This window comes from Niallia sp. FSL R7-0271 (genome assembly GCF_038005785.1).
GTDB lineage: Bacteria > Bacillota > Bacilli > Bacillales > Cytobacillaceae > Niallia.
Map to the genome: position 1 here is coordinate 1 of NZ_JBBOTZ010000004.1, position 18,320 is coordinate 18,320.

21 protein-coding genes are annotated in these 18,320 nt (G+C 33.2%); all 21 read right to left on the reverse strand.

Going from position 1 to position 18,320, the window contains the following annotated elements:
* Positions 1-207, reverse strand: a 207-nt coding sequence (locus MKX82_RS29135) for a type IV secretory system conjugative DNA transfer family protein (protein WP_341082251.1), incomplete at its 3' end; no start/stop codon positions are given.
* Positions 207-635: a hypothetical protein gene (locus MKX82_RS29140; protein WP_182102350.1), complete on the reverse strand. Its 429-nt coding sequence runs from the start codon at positions 633-635 to the stop codon at positions 207-209. The genes MKX82_RS29135 and MKX82_RS29140, both read right to left, overlap by 1 nt.
* A 9-nt stretch (positions 636-644) precedes the next feature.
* Entirely contained in the window at positions 645-1,229 is a 585-nt protein-coding gene (locus tag MKX82_RS29145; RefSeq protein ID WP_182102351.1) for a hypothetical protein, read from the reverse strand.
* A gap of 11 nt (positions 1,230-1,240) precedes the next feature.
* A complete protein-coding gene (locus MKX82_RS29150) occupies positions 1,241-2,308 on the reverse strand; it encodes a bifunctional lytic transglycosylase/C40 family peptidase (RefSeq protein ID WP_182102352.1) in 1,068 nt (355 codons plus the stop codon).
* Positions 2,308-3,714, reverse strand: coding sequence for a hypothetical protein (locus tag MKX82_RS29155; protein WP_182102353.1), 1,407 nt, complete (start codon positions 3,712-3,714; stop codon positions 2,308-2,310). Before MKX82_RS29155 ends, MKX82_RS29150 begins: the two co-directional genes overlap by 1 nt.
* On the reverse strand, positions 3,715-5,697 hold the full coding sequence (locus tag MKX82_RS29160; RefSeq protein WP_341082252.1) for a VirB4 family type IV secretion system protein: 1,983 nt from the start codon (positions 5,695-5,697) through the stop codon (positions 3,715-3,717).
* A gap of 15 nt (positions 5,698-5,712) precedes the next feature.
* Positions 5,713-6,309, reverse strand: coding sequence for a hypothetical protein (locus MKX82_RS29165; protein ID WP_182102355.1), 597 nt, complete (start codon positions 6,307-6,309; stop codon positions 5,713-5,715).
* Between the two features lie 38 nt (positions 6,310-6,347).
* A complete protein-coding gene (locus tag MKX82_RS29170) occupies positions 6,348-6,737 on the reverse strand; it encodes a hypothetical protein (protein WP_182102356.1) in 390 nt (129 codons plus the stop codon).
* 57 nt (positions 6,738-6,794) lie between these two features.
* Positions 6,795-7,202 (reverse strand): CagC family type IV secretion system protein, encoded by a 408-nt coding sequence (locus tag MKX82_RS29175; protein ID WP_341082254.1) that lies wholly within the window; start codon positions 7,200-7,202, stop codon positions 6,795-6,797.
* Positions 7,203-7,210: 8 nt separating this feature from the next.
* Entirely contained in the window at positions 7,211-8,341 is a 1,131-nt protein-coding gene (locus MKX82_RS29180; protein WP_182102358.1) for a hypothetical protein, read from the reverse strand.
* Positions 8,342-8,410: 69 nt separating this feature from the next.
* Positions 8,411-9,460, reverse strand: a complete 1,050-nt coding sequence (locus MKX82_RS29185) for a WxL protein peptidoglycan domain-containing protein (RefSeq protein WP_182102359.1) — start codon at positions 9,458-9,460, stop codon at positions 8,411-8,413.
* Positions 9,461-9,517: 57 nt separating this feature from the next.
* A complete protein-coding gene (locus tag MKX82_RS29190; protein ID WP_182102360.1) occupies positions 9,518-10,129 on the reverse strand; it encodes a hypothetical protein in 612 nt (203 codons plus the stop codon).
* Positions 10,129-10,749, reverse strand: a complete 621-nt coding sequence (locus MKX82_RS29195; RefSeq protein WP_182102361.1) for a hypothetical protein — start codon at positions 10,747-10,749, stop codon at positions 10,129-10,131. Before MKX82_RS29195 ends, MKX82_RS29190 begins: the two co-directional genes overlap by 1 nt.
* A 43-nt stretch (positions 10,750-10,792) precedes the next feature.
* Positions 10,793-11,032, reverse strand: coding sequence for a hypothetical protein (locus MKX82_RS29200; RefSeq protein WP_182102362.1), 240 nt, complete (start codon positions 11,030-11,032; stop codon positions 10,793-10,795).
* Between the two features lie 145 nt (positions 11,033-11,177).
* Positions 11,178-11,315, reverse strand: coding sequence for a hypothetical protein (locus MKX82_RS29205; protein ID WP_182102363.1), 138 nt, complete (start codon positions 11,313-11,315; stop codon positions 11,178-11,180).
* Between the two features lie 5 nt (positions 11,316-11,320).
* On the reverse strand, positions 11,321-11,686 hold the full coding sequence (locus MKX82_RS29210; RefSeq protein WP_182102364.1) for a hypothetical protein: 366 nt from the start codon (positions 11,684-11,686) through the stop codon (positions 11,321-11,323).
* 17 nt (positions 11,687-11,703) lie between these two features.
* Positions 11,704-12,462, reverse strand: a complete 759-nt coding sequence (locus tag MKX82_RS29215; protein ID WP_182102365.1) for a hypothetical protein — start codon at positions 12,460-12,462, stop codon at positions 11,704-11,706.
* Positions 12,450-13,277: a hypothetical protein gene (locus MKX82_RS29220; RefSeq protein ID WP_182102366.1), complete on the reverse strand. Its 828-nt coding sequence runs from the start codon at positions 13,275-13,277 to the stop codon at positions 12,450-12,452. The genes MKX82_RS29215 and MKX82_RS29220 overlap by 13 nt, the downstream gene beginning before the upstream one ends.
* Complete coding sequence (locus MKX82_RS29225; protein ID WP_182102367.1) at positions 13,277-14,467, reverse strand: CpaF/VirB11 family protein; 1,191 nt, start codon at positions 14,465-14,467, stop codon at positions 13,277-13,279. Before MKX82_RS29225 ends, MKX82_RS29220 begins: the two co-directional genes overlap by 1 nt.
* 26 nt (positions 14,468-14,493) lie before the next feature.
* Positions 14,494-14,853: a hypothetical protein gene (locus MKX82_RS29230; protein WP_328170219.1), complete on the reverse strand. Its 360-nt coding sequence runs from the start codon at positions 14,851-14,853 to the stop codon at positions 14,494-14,496.
* Positions 14,854-15,124: 271 nt separating this feature from the next.
* A complete protein-coding gene (locus tag MKX82_RS29235; RefSeq protein WP_182102369.1) occupies positions 15,125-18,274 on the reverse strand; it encodes a MucBP domain-containing protein in 3,150 nt (1,049 codons plus the stop codon).
* Positions 18,275-18,320: the final 46 nt, after the last annotated feature.

Sequence of the window (18,320 nt, forward strand, 5' to 3'; positions counted from 1 at the left end):
CCCTTTCGGATCAGTAACAACAATACTGCAGTCCGTTATATTAATCATGTTGGTCAAAACAAAAGATTGTGTCTTAAATGAACCTGGACCTCCTACTACATAATAGTTCCTATTAGCTAATTTGCTTGTCTCATGTTGAATTAAAGCTTTTCCATCTTTAATCCCCATTACTATTCCACTTGCATTTGTTTTTTCAGTAGTTGCCATTATTTCACCTCATTATCCTTATCCTTCAGTGTCCTTTTAAGTTCGTCATACATACTTTTACTTGGCAAAATAGTAATTTGATCAGGAACTTTAAAAATTTCTGTATTTCTGGCCCATCTAGAAGAACCTTGAACTCCATATTTATCCCCAACGTTTTCATAGTCTTTATGACGGGACTTAAATAGTAAATAGATGAATAAAACAAACGCAGCTGCAGTTGAGACATATAACATTGGATTCTTTTCTTCATGCATTTCATTAATATTTTCAAATGGGTGAACCAGAATATTTATAGAATAATCACCTAATAACTCTGTACTAAATTCTTTTTTATGCTCCGCAATAAAAGGAAAAAAACCTGCAATGAACAAAGAAAAGAAAAATAAAAAGATAAAAAGCAAGGTAAAACTTATCACTTTTATTTTCATTTTGTTACCTCAACTTTCTGACATAGAAGCAAATGTGCCTAGTACATCTAGAGAGATGATTTTTTGTCTTCCATCCTCTTCCGCAACAGTAACTTCATATATTTGTGTGGTTTCTGGACTATCGACACCATCAATCGTATAAACGGTATCCAATACTACCAATCCAGTCAGTTCTTTGTTTTTAGCAGCCATATATAACTTCATATTAGTAATATTATTTTCAAATTTTATGTTTGGGGTATCGGGTACACCAGCAGACATCAATTGTCCATAAACGTCCTCATTCACATAGGCTTTTATCTTTTGGAATTTTTCCTTATATGTACCTGTAGAGTAGTTATATTGAGTATTAAAGAAGTTTTCTACCGTTTTCTTGGCTTCCTCATTACCTGCTAATTGGTCATCCGTTATTGCGCCTTCAGCCTTATCTAAACCATTTTCTAGTTCTTTTACTTGAGATTTTAAGTCTTTATTTACTTTCTCGAATTTTTCATTGTCTTTGCTCTCACTACTAACATTGAAGCCTAATGCTATATTGCTAAAAATAGAAACGACCAGCATTATAACTAGTGCGACTAAAATTTTTGTATTCATTCCTGTTCCTCCTATTTAACAACTCGACCGAAACCAGCCAAATGTTGTTTCCAGTAGCCTTGATTCCAGTTCGAGTACCCAATACCACCATTGTTAGCGTCGTACATTCTTTTATCATCCACGTAAATGCCTACATGTGTAATAGAGCTAGCTGGTCGACTAGGATTTGTCCCCTTGAAGAATACTAGATCCCCAGGTTGTGGTTCAGCTACTGGTATCGAATGAGATTCCTGTTCAGCTGCAGTTCTTGGCAAATCATATCCAAGCAATTTAAACGCATATTGCACTAACCCACTACAATCAAAACCAATCTTTGGACTTGATCCACCCCAGGTATAAGACCAGCCATCGTATTTTTGTACTTCTGCCATTAAATCTTGATAGGCTTCCGCACCTAAGGCAGAAGCATCTACATTACCTATATCACCTGTTCCAGATCCTGGAGCAGAAAGATATTGCTGAATTAGCATGACATAGTACATGTTTCCGTATGCATAGCGAACGTTCCCGTTAAAATCGGCCACTGGATTACTGTACTTAACTGTCTTACCTCCTGCTTGTTTGCTAGAAAAGGCACTAGCTAGTTCAAAGGAATATTGTTTTCCATTTTTCCCTACATAACTATTAAACCCAGAACCAAAATTGTAACTTTGAACAGGAGTCCAAAAGTCTAAGTCACTTTTACGAGCGCTTTTTACTACACTTGCCAAATGAGAAACTCCAGCATCAATAGAAACTATTGGATCAGTGATTGAATTAGGGGGAAGTCCAAGTGATTCTGAACTCTGCATAATATCTAATCCTTCTCCACCTGTTTCCACCATCATGATGGCTAAAATAACATCGACATACTCTGGTATTCCGTACTCTTCTGCATATCCAGCTACTACAGGTTTCCATGCTAAAACAGCTTCATTTACTTTGGCAGTTCCAGAATTCCCTTGATCGCCCCCAACTAGCAACATGACACCAATAACCATAACCATAAAAAAAGCTAGTACAATAAGTACTAGCTTCTTCCAATGTTTCTTTGCTTGTTGGGCTGCAGTTAGGGCAATTTTAACTGTTACAGCATCCATTAATCATCCATCCCTAAATCTTCATCTACCTTAATAAGCTGCTTTTGCAAATCAACTAGTTTATCCTCTGATTCCTTTAATTCTTTCTCCCTTTTTGCTTTTTCTTCTTCTGTTTCTGCAAAGTTATCATCCTGATTTAACAGTGAAATTTGTTCATTTTGACTACTAATTTCAATTTCTAACTTTGATTTCTTCAGTAATTGATCTACCTGTTTTTTCTCCGATTTAGTCAATTGAAAGCTTTCAGAGCTTTTCATTCTTTCCAATGTTTCTTTTGCAGAATTAAAGTCCTCATGCTCTATAAAAGCTAAAGCCAATCTTTGAAGAGTCTCCTTATCTTCAATAAGTGGTGCTTTTGATGCCAAATCATCTGCATCGAATTCTACAATTTCTTTCTCTATATTTAAATATGCTGACTTTGATTTCAAATCCAATAGCTTTTCTTTTTGTCCTATTTTGTATAGATAAGAAACAACATATTTTTCAATAGTTTTATCGTAGGCGATAGCTTCGTCAAATTTCCCAGCTTCTACAAGCATCGTTGCGATATCTTCAGGATTGTCACCTTTTTTCTTCATTAATTCTTTTGCCTTTTTAGTATCACCGCTTGATACAGCAAAGGTTAATTCATTATCTAGTTTCATTGTAGCTATATCATTCCTATACTCAGCTGCAACAGATTTCTCTACCTGTTTCACAGAACCTGCAAATAATAGACCTAAAACGATAACACCTAACCCCCATAGGTAAAACTTTCGTTTCTTCCCCTTCTTTTTGCTTATAGCTTGGAATTGAACTTTTTCGTAAAATCTTGATTGTTCTTTTTCTAGTTCGTTATCTACTAAAGTTTTAAGTTCTGCAAAAGATGTAACGGCATTAACTGTAAACATGAATTCGTTATTTTCTTTTCTTAACAGATTATCCTTATTAATTAAAAACCTTTTATAAGAAAATTTATCACTATAGAAACCTAAAACAAACAACTTATATTGCTCCAATGTGCTTAAATCTTTATGGTATGGTAGATAACCATTTGAACGATAAAGTACCTTTATATCCTTAAAGCTTTTAAAAAAGACATTGGTTAAATCTAAATATGTCATTCCCTCTGCTTCTAATAATGGATCTGTATCCAAAAGATTTTTTATCAATTGTAGTTTGATTACTGGTACATATTTTTTAGCATTCTCCAACGTTTGATATGTATTTGGTATATCGTAAATCAAATAGATTTTATTATTTTGCCGACTAATGCTTTCTACATCAAAAAAACCTGGTAGCGATTGCTCCAAGTCTTCTATTTCATCAAGGCTAGAAACCTTCGTAAACTTTTCGTCAATTTCTATCTTATATTCACTCTTATTGACGTAAAGAGTAAGGTTATCCATCATCGTTATTTTTTTCATTTAGAACCCCTCAACTTTATTCAACTCATTCGTTAGTTGGCTAATTTCATTTTGAGATAATAATACTTTATCAGACCAGTCAGGTATTTCTTTTGCACTACGTCCTGTTTTTTCTTCGTATTTAGCTGGATTTAATAAACGTAATTCTTCCTCCGTCAAAACAACTTTTAATAAAGCACGTTGGGAACCATATATAATTAGCGCTTCCCCTTGTTTTTTAGCTTGTAGAAAATGAATTTCTTTATCGGATAATGGAATTTTTAAACGATTAATTATTTGTTGAACTTCCCGTGGCTCAAAACCAAACATTACTTTTGTATAGCTATTACCTACAATAGCCTCACCAATCCCCCCAGGTGCATCGAGAAGGTCCTGAATTTGTTGAGTAGTGACCGTTGCACCAGCGTTATATTTTCTAAAACGTTTATATGCTTGAAAAAAGAAATCTGCACTTTCAGGATTTTTCAACAAGAAATGGAACTCATCGCAATATAGCTCATCCGATTGGGAAACATCACTTGTGAAAAGCTCCCATAAATAACTAAAAGTATTTAAATATGCAGCAGCTTGTAATTCTTTCTCTGTTTGTAATGGTTTAAGATTAAAGGAAATAATTTTTGCACTCATGTCTACATTGGTATATCCATTAAAAAGTGTACTAGAACCATAGACCATGTCTTCTAAAATAAAACAATAACGTTCTATTAATTCAAATTTTTTCATATCTGTTTCTTTTAATGCTAATAAGGCATTTAAAAGATTTTCTAAAATCGGCCAATCTTCATTACTCATTTGGTCTAAGTCTTTTTTCTCTCTAAATTCTCCATAAAGATCCATCGAGACATTGGATATAATGGACAATTGAACCTGATCCATATCTGCCATGTTTACCTTATGAAAACCTTTTAAGCGATTAACTTTTTGCCTTATTAAATTATCAACTTCTTTATCAGTTAGTTGACGGCTTCTAATCACATTATCATCATCTGAGTCTAATGCTTGGGAAAGAATTTCAAATGGATTCATACGAGTAGGGCTGGCACTTGATAAATCAATAACAGTCCCATCATAAGCAATGACATCTTTTGAATATTCATCTTCTGGATCAATAATGTAGATATTATCCTTTCCTTCCGCAATTTTTCTGAGTACATTACTTTTTTGATAAGTCGATTTCCCCCCACCCGAAGTACCCAAGACAATTTTGTTTCGATTCAATGTTCTGCCTCGATCTTTATAATCTATTGCAATCCAGGAGTTTGTTTCTTTATTTATTCCTTCAATAGTTGCTCTTGGAGTTAAATCGCAAATCTCGTTATCGTCAAAGGGGAAGAAAGAGCTAGCACTTACAGTATTAGTCATAGCATATGTGTACTCTTGCAAATTATTTATACCTAATGGAAAAGACGAAAAGTAAGCATCATCAATTCTTCTATAGGGTGTAATTGCTTTTAAATTAATTTTAATCAATACTCTATTCAAACTTTCTTCAAGAGAACGCAATTCTGACTCTGATTGTGCCTGTAATAGTATATAGGTGTAAAGATATATAAAAGCACTCTTTTCATCTAGAGATTGTTCCAACTGCTTTTTGGCTGTATTTAATTCTCTTTTTATTTGTTCTCTTCTTTGGTAATCTAATGTCTTTAAAAGTTCTGCTTCCTTGTTTTTTATTGTCTCATTATAATGTCTATTCAACACTTCACCATTTGCTGGTTCAAGATGCTGAGAAATCGTAATATTGCCTTTCAATCGTTTTAAGGGTGATAACCAGTTCCCTGTTGGTTCAGATGGATAACTAAGTATTACATATGGTTTTATATAGTTTCCACTAGCTGCAATATATTCTCGATTCAATTCAAATACAAAGGGATATCTACTTTCAATGACATCTTTATCAATTAAACCGCTAATCTGATATTCTTCTTTTACTCTCGGCTCACTTTTTTGTTTGGTTCCAAATATTGATGATAATAAACCCACTGTTTGCACCTTCTTTTAATGTTGATTGTAGATAGACGTTTTATAATCTAGGAATTGATGTAGTACGGATAATGCTTCATTAGCACTTAATACTTCTTGTTGGCTGTCATAAGCATTTAATACCTGATGGATCGCTCTTATTATTTCTTCTCTTTTTTCTGTTAATCTTCTTTCAGCTTCTTGTAAATATTCAAGTGTAGGCTTCTTTAATTTTTCTTTAAGTACAATAAAGTGAGCTTTAACAGCCATACTTAAATCAGTTTCTTTTTGCTGATATTCATATAAGTAACTAGCCCTTAGCTGTCGTAGATTTTCGTTCACTCCATTATCTTGCGAAGATTTCACATGTTGAAGTTTCCATTTATGTAGATATGGACCCATTTTTATTGGAACTGTCATAGAAACTGTCTGAGGACGGTAATGAATATTTTGAGCCAAAAATGCTCCATATTCATCAAAGATGGAATTCTGCTCATAAAGAGATAATAAATCAAAATTCACACCTTTTACTTTTATAATGGTAATCAGAGCATGTTCCTTTAAATAAATAAAATCGGAATATACTCCCTCAATTGGACTAATATCATTGAAGGAAATTTCTTTCTCGCTCAAACTATTCACTCCTATATTTCATTTTTGCTGGTTATAAATTAATTTAAAAATTTATCTTTAGGTTTGACGAAATACATCTTCTTTTTCTTTTGATAATCAAGAAATTCTTTAATGAAGTCTTTCGCTCGTATGTTATCCCTAAATTTCACAGGACGATAATTCACATAAATTACTGGAAGAATAATAATTAATACAATAAAAACAGCTTTAATAAGCCAAAAGACAATAGAATTGTAGGGTGGAATAGCTCCAATTCCTACTGAAATCAATAGTGCTGGAAGGATATAAACAAGTAACTCTTTTATTGTCATATTTGCTAATACTTTGTACTGGTTATCTACATTCTTAGGGAAAAACCACTTACGTCCCCTTTTCTCATTGCCATCTATCAATTCTAATAAGACTTGTTTCACTTGATCTTGATCCATACGTATCACTCCTTAAAGAATAAGAGAAAGCTTTTAATAAGCTTTCTCTTGTTATTATTATTTGAATAAAGAATATACCCAAGGAGCAATCCAAATGATGGCTGCAGATGCTGCAACAGCTGCTAGTACTCCACCAAGAGCTTTCCACATTTCATTTTTCGTATGTGGATCATCAATGTTAGGTAAGTGTTTAACGATAATTTTCAATGCAGCTACAACCCCAACGATAACTACGATGGCTGTTAATACTGTTTGAACTGCAGTTGCAGCGTTTTTCAATTTAGTTTGAACAGAACTTGTAGTTTCTGCTGCAAAACTTGCATCAGGTAATAACATAAATACTAAGCAAGCAATAGCTACTAGAAATATAGGTTTCCAATTTACATTTTCAAACTTTTTAATAGATAACATATTAATAACTCCTTTATTAAAGCAAGCACTAATAAAGTGCTTGCTTCTTTCCATTTAATATTTTAAATTTGTAATTCTAATTCTTTTTCTTTTGTTTTTACTTCGACTTTTGGGGTATCAGTTTTTTGTACTTGTTGAATACTATTCTTTAAGTCCCTATAGATAGATTGATAAACTTCAGGATGTTTATCTTTAACAATATTTAAAAAAGTCTTTAACCCATTGTTTTCTTTTTTCAACTGTTTAATTAACGTATCACTTGGAACCTCATCACCTTCATTCTGAAAACCGATAATACCATCAGGAACCGTTTTAACGGCTGGGGAATCCTGTTTATCTATATTCTGTTTTAAATCTTTCTCAGAAGGCTCTTGTGCCTTATCTAACGATCCCGTTTGTTCCATTCTCCTGTTACGTAATTCTTTAGTTAACTGCAAATCTGCAATGTTAAAATTTTCTACAATTTCACGATTTTTCGACTTATGAACAGGTTTCTCACTATCTATGTAACGATACTCCAGCGCACCTTCTCCAGTATTTAAGTCAACTGTTAACTTGTGATAATCATTTGATTGTCGACTAGCCGCCATGGTTAAAATCCATTCATTTCCTTGAGTAAATTCATTTTGTACATCAGTAAATAAATTGTTGTGCTTTTCCTTTAGCGTTTCTAAATATGGATTCATTAGATTTTTCAATTCTGTTTTCAAGTACTTATTTCCTGATTCAGTACTAAGATTCTGTTCGGGTATTCCTTTTTTTTCTATAAGTGAATACTTTTCATCTAGAGTATCGGTAAAGTTTTTAATCTTATCATTTACACTCTGAACCTTAGAAGCAATCTTATTATGAATATCAATTTTGATATCATTTACTTTATTCTCAATTCCAGTGCGAACTTGTTCTTTCGTACCTACCACTACCTGCTTTAAACCATCGGTAAGATCAGTGAATAATCTCTTTAGCTTTCCGACAATATTCATCTCTAATTGAGGAATTTCCTTTAAAGGAGCCTTTTCCATTTTCTCTGTGAATTCAGTTAAAAGCTTTTCCATTTTCAAGAAATGTTTATCTAATAAAGCAGATATTGCAGGTTCTTCAGGAGACAATCCTTTTTGCTCAAGAACACTCTTTATTTCTTTTACTCCCTCATTAACAACATCCATGACTGGATGATCTTGTTGCTTTTCCATTTATACCCCCCCAATCTTTTATATAATTCATTAGTCTTTTCTATATCACCACCTTTAAAGGGATAGGTTCTATCCATTATGATTTTTCATTACTTTCCTTTGTTTCATTATGACGAGTACAAGTATAAGAAGTACGATTAAGACTCCTATTAAACAACCTATAAGCAAGCCGTTAGAATCACTTTTTACAACAATTTTTTCATCATTGAATGTTTGTTTCCCCACCTGTTCTACTTCTTTATTAGCGATAGAAAAATCAAAGGAATTTCCACTTCTTTTCTCGTTGAAAGTTGTTTCCACAGATGCCTTATAATCACCACTGGATAGTTCTCCATTCCATGGAATTTCTAAAGTTGTCTTTGATTTTGGAGCTAACTGCAAGTTTGTTTCAAAAGAGAACACCTTTGAAGCATCTTTTAAAACAGTAATATTGATTTTCCCTCCATCTACTAAGGCAGCATTATCATTTTCTACATCAAGTTTTAAATTACCGTCTTCTTGTCTCACAGATTTAACGAAAGACTTAGCTAATGATTTGTTATCAATTGCAGTTGGCTTTCCTATCGTAAATTCAATAGGTAGAATTTTTTCAATTTCATAATTTGTTTTAATTGTGCCTGTCTGTTTTTCCTCATTACTAATACTTGTAGATTCTCCAGATTGTTCTTCTCTAAAAGAAATGGCACCTAAATAGGTGCCATCTTCTAAATCTTTTGTATTTAAATTAAAGGGAATAACCTTCTCTTCATTAGCTTTAAGTTCTACAGTTTCCTCAATACTCAAATGGGAAGCCACTTCATATCCCTTCTCTGTATACTGATTATTATCTGAACCTTTTATAAACCCAATTGAACCCCCACTTTCAGTAATAGCATTTAATGGTTGTGGACTTAATGTAATAGCTTTATTGGAATCATTGCGAATACGAAAAGATAAAGGATAATTGCTGTCTTTTTTTAGTGATAACTGAAATCTACCTGTTTGATTTGGATTTTGATTATCTTCGTAGATAGGAGTAATGATGTAATTACTTCCTATTGTTTTATCGTTGTCTTTGGCAAAAGAAATGGAAGGAATACAGAGAAGTAAAATTGCTATTAATAAAGTTATTTTTTTCATATCTAATGTCACCCTTTCTTTAAGCCAGAAGTTTCGCTCCTGGCTTTCTATTATGTGTTAAAGCCCTTGAACCACACTAAATGTAATCGTAGTTTCATAAGGTGTCGGAGTTGTTGGATAGTTGATTAAATCGACCATATTTTTATTAGGTGTTATTGTTGTTGTTATTTCATTTACTGCATTTATAGTGGTCGTTCCAGATTGCGTTCCACCATATAGCGTTGCTGTCATTTTATCTATTACAGCTCCTGAAACTGTTCTTGTTATATTCGTATTGGAGATTGCTTCTGATGTCACACGATACTGAATTGTATTTCCAACTATTGCCGAAGTTCCTGATTTAAAGCCTCCAGCAGGTGCTTTCTCTGTTAATGGAGTAGCCGATAACTTCAGTGACCACGCACTATTAGTTCCAGTAAGATCTTCAACTTTAATTTCTGGAAACTTTGCTAACACTATTTTTTGTGTTTCTGCACTTACAGTTACTAACGGATTTAATATTTGTGGATTACTAATTGTTAAATAGACCCCTTGGCTCTGGACTCCAGCTGTTGCCGTAGTTACATATTGATCTGCAGCAGCTGCCTTGGAATTAAAAAGAACAATACAAATAACAAAAGAAGACAAAAGAGAAATTAGTCTCTTTTGTCTCATACTAACCTTACGCATTATAACCCCTGTACTACACTTAGCTTAACAGTAGTTTCATAAGGAGTTGGACCACCTGGATAGTTAACAGGATCTACAGTTACCTTATTTGGTGCAACTGTCACATAAATTTCATTATCTGCAGTTATTGTCGTTGTTCCCCCTGCATTACTACCAGAATATAAAGTAGTGGATGTCTCTCCAGCAAGGTTAATACCAGAAGTTCCACTGAATGTTACATTTGGATTGGATATGGTTGAAGAATTTGTTTTAAGTACCATAGAATTAAATGGTTTTAAAGCTGATGAACCTGTTTTAAAACCACCACTTGGTGTTTTTTCGGTTAATTCAGTAGCACTAACTTTCAAAGAGAAATTAGAACCAGTACCTGTTAAATCTTCTACATTTATCGTTGGGATTTTTCCAATGACTACCTTTTGTGTAGAAGTACCTACAGTAACTGTTGGGTTTAAATCTTGAGGACTTGTCAAGGAAACATTATACCCTCCACTCTGAATACCTGTAGATGCCTTTGTTGTTGCTTGTTCAGCTGCAAACGCTGAATTACCTCCGAATAAAAACCCTAATGACATAACTCCTGTTAATGCTAATATCCCAAATTTACTTTTCGATAATCTCATGTTCTTAATACCTCTTTCAAAATAGTTTTAATATCCCTTAATTTTAGGCAACGTTTTTAAATACTGATTGGACACTATCCAATACCATATTAGGGCTTGCGAAGTTTACTACTTTAGGTAAAGAAGTAATCATGCCGATTGTATTAATTTTATTGTTCATAACATCCACTAATGATTCGAATACAGCTGGCAGTGCTACAGCTAATATACTTCCAATTGCCACTCCAATAATTAATGAATAAATCCCGTTAATACTGCGATCTGCATTTGCTTCAAAACTCATAATCAAAAAACTCCCTTTTCTTTTAATTTTTTTATTTTTTAATTCCTTACTCCCTTAATTAGCCTCAAAACCTTTTATTTATTAATGAATTGAATCACCTCCTTAAAAGAAAAAACACTATATTTAATAGTGTTTTGGAATAAATTTATTTAAAAATAATTGCTCTATAGTTTAGTTTTGCAAATTCCTTAAATACATCAAAATAATTAAAGGAAAAATCCAAGAGTATTGCTAAAACTGCAACACCTGCTATCATCAACAGATTTCTTACACCACTTTGCAACTGAGTCACCTCACTTTACTTACGGCACTCCCTCTAGATGTAATTAGTTGATCAGGTAGATCAAAGAAAAAAACTTCAATATTACCAGTAACTATATAATTTACTTCTGAACCAAATGACTTTTTATCTGAACCTGATAAACTAGTAACCTCAAACTTGCCATCGTAAAATTTATTCGAGTACTCATTTATATTTTCAACAGCAGTTGAAGTTAATCCACCATTGCGTTCAATCTGTCCATCTATATAAGTCTTAAAGTCAGATGATTGAATATAACTTACAAAGAATATGGTTATAGCCATTAAAAACATGACAAAGGCCATTAACATAATCTGTAATGAAAATTCGCCAGCAGCGTCTTCTGCATACATTTAACCACCCATTTCTCTTAAAGATTGTTCATATTTCGGGTAAAGATATCAAAGGCAGCCCCAGCCATATAACCAATCATTGGTATAAAGTTCACCATAGTCAGTTTAGTTGGATACATAATAAATGTTCTTTCTTTATGTTTTCGAATATCTTCAATACCTCGCATCATTGCTTTTCTAGCTATATCACTTAACTCATCAATAATACTGCTATCACTTGTGTGGTTTGTATAATTATAAAGTGATGTCATAAACGTGCGAGCTTCATCGGTTCCCCCTGCAGCTACTTCAGCAAATTGCATATATGGTTGAACCTTATTGGGACTTTCCGTTATATCAATAATCAACCGATACAGATTATTTTTAAATTCTCCATCCTCTAAGCGATCTAACAGCTTTCGAAAAGTAGTTATGATAGACTCATTTGAATCCTGTAGATAGGTGACAATTAATCGTTGAAAAACATACCATGAAATTTGTTTTTCATATACTAGACCGTTATATTCATGTTTTTCTTTTGTGTAAGCATTTCTCCAAGAATAAACGAAAAAGATTATAGATAACAACGATAGCCAGGGACTAACTAGAAAAGCTGGAATAACTGCAGCAAGAGTAGACAAGAGCGCATTTCTCATTCTTCTCTTCTGGAACAAATAAAACTCGTATTCTCCAAACCCTGACTTTTCAACCATTTCATACAGATCTTGTTCGGCGACTAAATGCCAAAATCTCTGCATTCTTGTTTTTTCTATAGGTATTTCAGTTATTTCCTCCACATTTTCACCTCCATTACCTCATCATCTGCTAAGTTCATTTGAAGGGAATGAAAGTAAAAACATAATGCTCCTATTAGTATGGCACTACACACCCAACCGATGATATTGTGAGCGTAATAAAGTAAATAAGCATCTACTCCCCTTGCAAAGGTTAAAATGCCGACAACTACTACAGGATATAAAGTTGTTGCTTTAAATTGTCTCTTATACAAAACTTTATTCTGTATAAATATATTTCTTTGCTCTAACACATCATTATGCCATGACTTTAGTTCCTTTATCTTTTTAATATCTGTTCTTCCTTCTAACGAAGCCGTAACTAGGTTGTCCATAAATAAACCAAAAACAAAATCACTAGTATATTTTTCCTTTAATAAATTAAATGCGGACTGGACTTGTTTGGGTGTAGCATCCATTAAATCAACGATTAATTGATCCAATTCCTTTTTTAATTCACCTTTAGCGATTTCCTTAGCACACCATTTTAAAGCAGTTACGACTGTTTCATCTGGATTAGCTAACAAACTAGTCATTGTATTTATAAATCTGTTTCTCTGTATCATGGATTCTTGGTTATAGATACGCTCCACGCTAATTTTCATTAGTACTATGAACCCGTAAGATACACCTACAACTCCAGCAATTAGTGCCAACCACCAATAGTAGGTAAGAACATAAACACTGAAAAAACTAACCATAAAAGGAACTACTAAAGCCGTAAAAATCTCCTTTTTCATTAAAGGATTTCCATATGCAGTACGATAAGCATTCAGCTCATCTATACTCAATACTTTGCTTTCACCAAATAATTTCATTATTCCTCATCCCTTTTAAATCCTTCAAAGTCTGAACCCAATTCGTGAATTCTTTCAAAGAAGTCCTGACTAAGTTCTCCATATGATATATCTAATGAGCCATCTTTTTTCATTCTTTGTTTAAAAACTGTGGTAGCTGTGTGATCTCCATGAAACTCTACAATTTCCGATAAGAAACGTCGACCATTTATCTTTTTTAGATGAATGCCAAAATGAACATAACTATAGATATCATCTAAAAACATTTTATCGTCTACTTCATAACCAGATTTCGCCATACCAAGTAAACGTTTTGGGATAGCTCTGGCATCATAAGCATGAGCAGTAGTCATAAATCTATGTCCTGTCAAAATCCCTTGTAACATTTGATAAACTTCTTTTCCAAGGATTTCACCAACTATAATCCAAACGGGATGACTTCTGAGTCCAGCATATGCTATTAGCTCTTCTATACTTACTCCCTCAGTTGCTAACCAACTGAATATATCCTTGTTAGGCCATAATTCTTTTGCGTAAATATCTATGGTTGATTCAATAACTGCCATTCTTTCTTTAAAAGGGATATAACTCATTAAAAGCTTTTGAAATTCGGTTTTCCCTGAACCAGTCTCCCCAGCAATAACCATATTTGACCTTCCCTTAACAGCAGCCTTTAAGAACTCTAAAATTTCTAAAGGAGCAAAATCCTTAAAGTTCTCTTCGCTTAATGCCATATATGGTCGAGAAATACGAATTGCCATTGTAGTTCCACTAGGTGCATTTTGTTTATGAACAGCGTTTAATCGCATAAAGTCTTTACTAGTGTTAAGGATTGGATTTTTACTTGAAATTTCTTTTCCAGTAGAATTAGAAAATTTAGCTATTAATTTTATTACTTCATTTTCAGAAACAGTTTCCAATGAATACTTTTCGATACCATTTCCTTCCACAATTAACTTTGTACCATCAAAGCCAACATCCGTAACTCTTAAATCCTCCCTTAACTCTTCAACCAATCCTAATCCTACTAGCTCCCTTACAACGGATTCCAGTTTTTCATCATCATTTAAAATAGAACCATGCTTGTTAGCAATAATTTTCTTTAGTACTTCTCTGGTTTCCAAGTCAGCAAATGCTTCTTGAAATTCCTCAGCATGATTCTCTCTAAGATCATTTTTAATCTCTAATAAGAGATCCTCAGATATAGACATTACATACCTTCCTTTCTCCTAAGCTCTTAACCATTTACAATATCTGTTACAAAAGTCGTTTGATACAACGTATCCTCATCATCTGTAACTTTTATTTTCACTGCTTTTAAATAACCATCACTGGTTTTTAAATATTCAAAGCTATAACTTTTCACATTGACTTTCACATTTGACTTTTCAAATTGATTCTTAAACTTTTCCTCAAATACTGGTTCAACTATAGCTGCTTTATCTTCAATAGCCCTTGTGCTGTTATCCAGGCTTTTAGTAAGTGCAATATTAGCAGCCTCATTTAAAACATTGGTTAAATCGTTATATCTGTAACTTTGCATGGAATAGATGCTAACTGTAACAATAGCGATGATTCCGATTAAAAATAAAATCATCCACTTGGGAGCATGTCTCATCTAAAAAAGTCCATTTTATAAGCGATTAATAGTAGAAAAACAACTACAAGAATTACACTATAGATGTTATAAAGTACTTTATCTCTCTTTACCTTCGCCAATTTAACTCTAGTCACGATTGTTAGAACCATTAACAAACCACTAGCTATAAGTACTATCCAAAAGTAATCATTTAAAATATTTATCATATTAATTTCCTCCTAATAAAAAAAGAAGTCTTTTTAATAAAAGACTTCTTTTCTTCTGAATTTTATTTTGTTATCCAATCTATATCTGATTGAGTCCAGCCAGCTGGAAGCCCTTCAGGGAATGGATCATCACCATTAACTGGTTTTAAAAGTATTGCGTCCTGATCAATCGTCTCAGAATCTATATGAACATACATATGAGCAAAAAGATTAATATTATCTTCTATTTGAAGCTTCACCTTATTTGCTCCGATTTCTGTAGACTTATAAGATACGTCATATGATCCTAAGTCATTCCAGATTGGTATATAGAATTTATTACCACCATCTCGAAGCTCATCTGTAATATTACTATCTTTATTAGCTACTTGCTCATCCGTAAATAGATTTCCTGTAAGTTTTTCAACATTCATATGAGGAAAGATAAACTCATTGGAACGGACAAAATCACCATTTAGCTGTTTGGAAGTTTCCTTATTGAGAAGTTCTATTTTCATATCAGATCCTTCAGTTGGATAATCAAGATAGGAATCTCTTAAACTATCAGGAGCATAGAAGGAAATTTTATTTTCATTAACCTTTGTAGCGAACTGATAATCTGTTCCCAGCTCATTGCTGTAATCAAAACTCACTTTTGTTTCTACTCCATATCCAGTTCTTACCTTTTCTAAAGGTGTAGCCTCATATTTAATAGTCTCATAAAATGATTTCATTGTTGTTTCAGGTGTCTTTTCTGTCATAACAACATAAGATTTACTACCTTCATGTGCAGACTCTCTTTTCACATCGAAGGTAACAGTACCTTCAAAGGCTGTATACCCTTTTGTCGCAAGACTCTCCTTCCCTTTAATTACATCAAAATCATTTTTATTAAACCCTTCAAGTTTAACGGTATATGTTTTATTTTCATTAACTGCTAACTTATTTTTAGGGATTTCAAACTCCAAATACTCAGGAAGTTTGGAAGCCGTGTATTTCTTATCTGTAATCTTTGTAGACCCTTGATATAAAGAAACGTTTATTGTTTTATTCATATCATCATAGTCTTTTATTTTAGTACTATCACCTTTGTAATTTATTACTTTTGAAAGATAAACTCGAACTGGTAATCCTTCTTCTGCTTTAGCTGTATATATTTGTACTTTCTCTAAACCAGTTTTAATCAACGGTTTATCGTAATAATAGTTAATAACAATATTGTTAGTTCCCATTATTCCACTTTCCGTATCCCCATCAGTTCTGACATACCGAAGGGTATATTTACCATCTTTTATAGTGATTGGACCTTCTGAGTATTTATCCTTTTCGTGTAGATTATATGTCTTTACTTCAGCAACCTTTTCCCCTGTTCTTTCATCCAAATAATTGACTGTAACACTTCTGCGAAGCTTATAATCAAAAGTGTGCGAAGCATCATTATTATGTGGAGTTAAAATTGATACGGAATTGTTGCCAAATAAATCATAAATTCTATTACCACTTAACTCATGTGTATCTGGAGCCGTAAATTTATTTGTTGTACCTACTTTATATCTTTCCTTTATATGATTGAATACATCATTTTCAGGATACATATTTTGTTCCCAAACATTCACCCACACATAAGGATCATAATTAAGTGTAATTGTTTTGTCTTTCCTTGGCATTGTACCCGATTTAGCTGCTGAACCTCTTAATTTATAAGAAATATCCTGATAAGTTATACTTGTCCTAGCATCAAAGTTATAATCTGTACCTACTTTATAAGTACCGATCTTATCCGTCTTTCTTATGGTTTCACCTGTTTGGTAGTCCTTATATTCTGCATATAAATCCCATGCTGTAGTGTACCAAAATGTTACAGTGAAATTCTTATTTGGTACAGTTCCACTCTTTGATTTATCATCATCGAGTAAGGCATCCTGACCATCTGATTTCAAGTTATTCTTATATGACACTTTATAACTGTCACCTATTGTAACTGTTTTCTTTTCTCCTAAAATCTTTTCTCCTGTTTGTCTATCTTTATGGTCGATCCACATTGTAACTTCTTGCTTTTCAAATTGAGCTTGAATTCGGACTGTTTGAGCAGGGTCAGTATACCATTCTCCATAACCCAATGTTTGATAGCCAGAAGATTTAGGAACTGAGATTATAGATTGGAAAGCTTTCATAGAACCTCTAATATTTCCTGTATCCAGCTTTCCAGCATAATCTGAAGGTGCCTCAAAATAGAACCAATCCCCACCAGAAACTGTTACCTTCCCACCACGTTTAGAGTAGTTATCCGTCTCATTAATCAACTTAACTTCATCAGGAATAGTAAAAGTTAAAGTATTTGATTTATCTGCTTCAAATTTAGTAGTTTGGGTTTTTTGAACTCCATTAGAAAAGCTTACTGTCAGCTTTTCTCTATACATTGATACATCATCATCAGGTACAGACCCATTTTGAGATAAGTCCCACAGTTTATCGTAACCTGAAATACTTTGACCACCTGCATAATCCCCATTGTAAAGCCTAGATAAAACCAATGATGTGACCACAATACCGCGTGCTTTATCACTACCAAATATATTTTCAGGGCCATTCCAGCCATAATACAAAGCTTTCAGGATCTTAGCATTATTATAGGGAACAGGAGACTCATAAGATGCTCCAGTACCAGGAGTAGGCTTTTCGTGTTCAATACAGAAAGCTTGTACTCCATTAACTCGAAAATCACCTACAATTGAACCTCCATAACTAATTTGTCCACGGTATTCAATATCTGGAGCAGACGCAGCACTTACGATTTTACCAAATATAATGCTTTTTACCGCTGTTGCTACTGTAAGTTTTTGCTTAACACCCTTTTTCATTAGATCATCAAGCTTGGCAGGTATCAGTTCGTTACCTGCACCAACATATAAAGGCTCATCTCCATACATTAACTCGCCTTTTTCGTTAACTGTAAGGTAGTCTATTTCTTTTTCAGCCTCTTTTTCACCTACAATTTCCTCCAAAGTCGGCTTTGCTATAGGCTCATCTCCTGAGACGTATCCTCTTCCAGTCAACTTTTCAGTCTCGTTTACATTCGTTTCATTAATTTCTTCAGGAGAATTTTCATCCTCTAAGGAAATCGTTTCTGCAAAAGTCACAGATAAAGGGTACTCAAGTATTTGTAAAAATAAAGTCATTAATACAAATACAGAAATTAATTTAAAGCTAGTTTTTTTAATTTTATTACCCATTAAAATAATTCACCTCAAAATCCGTTTAAAGGCATAAAAAAAGTCT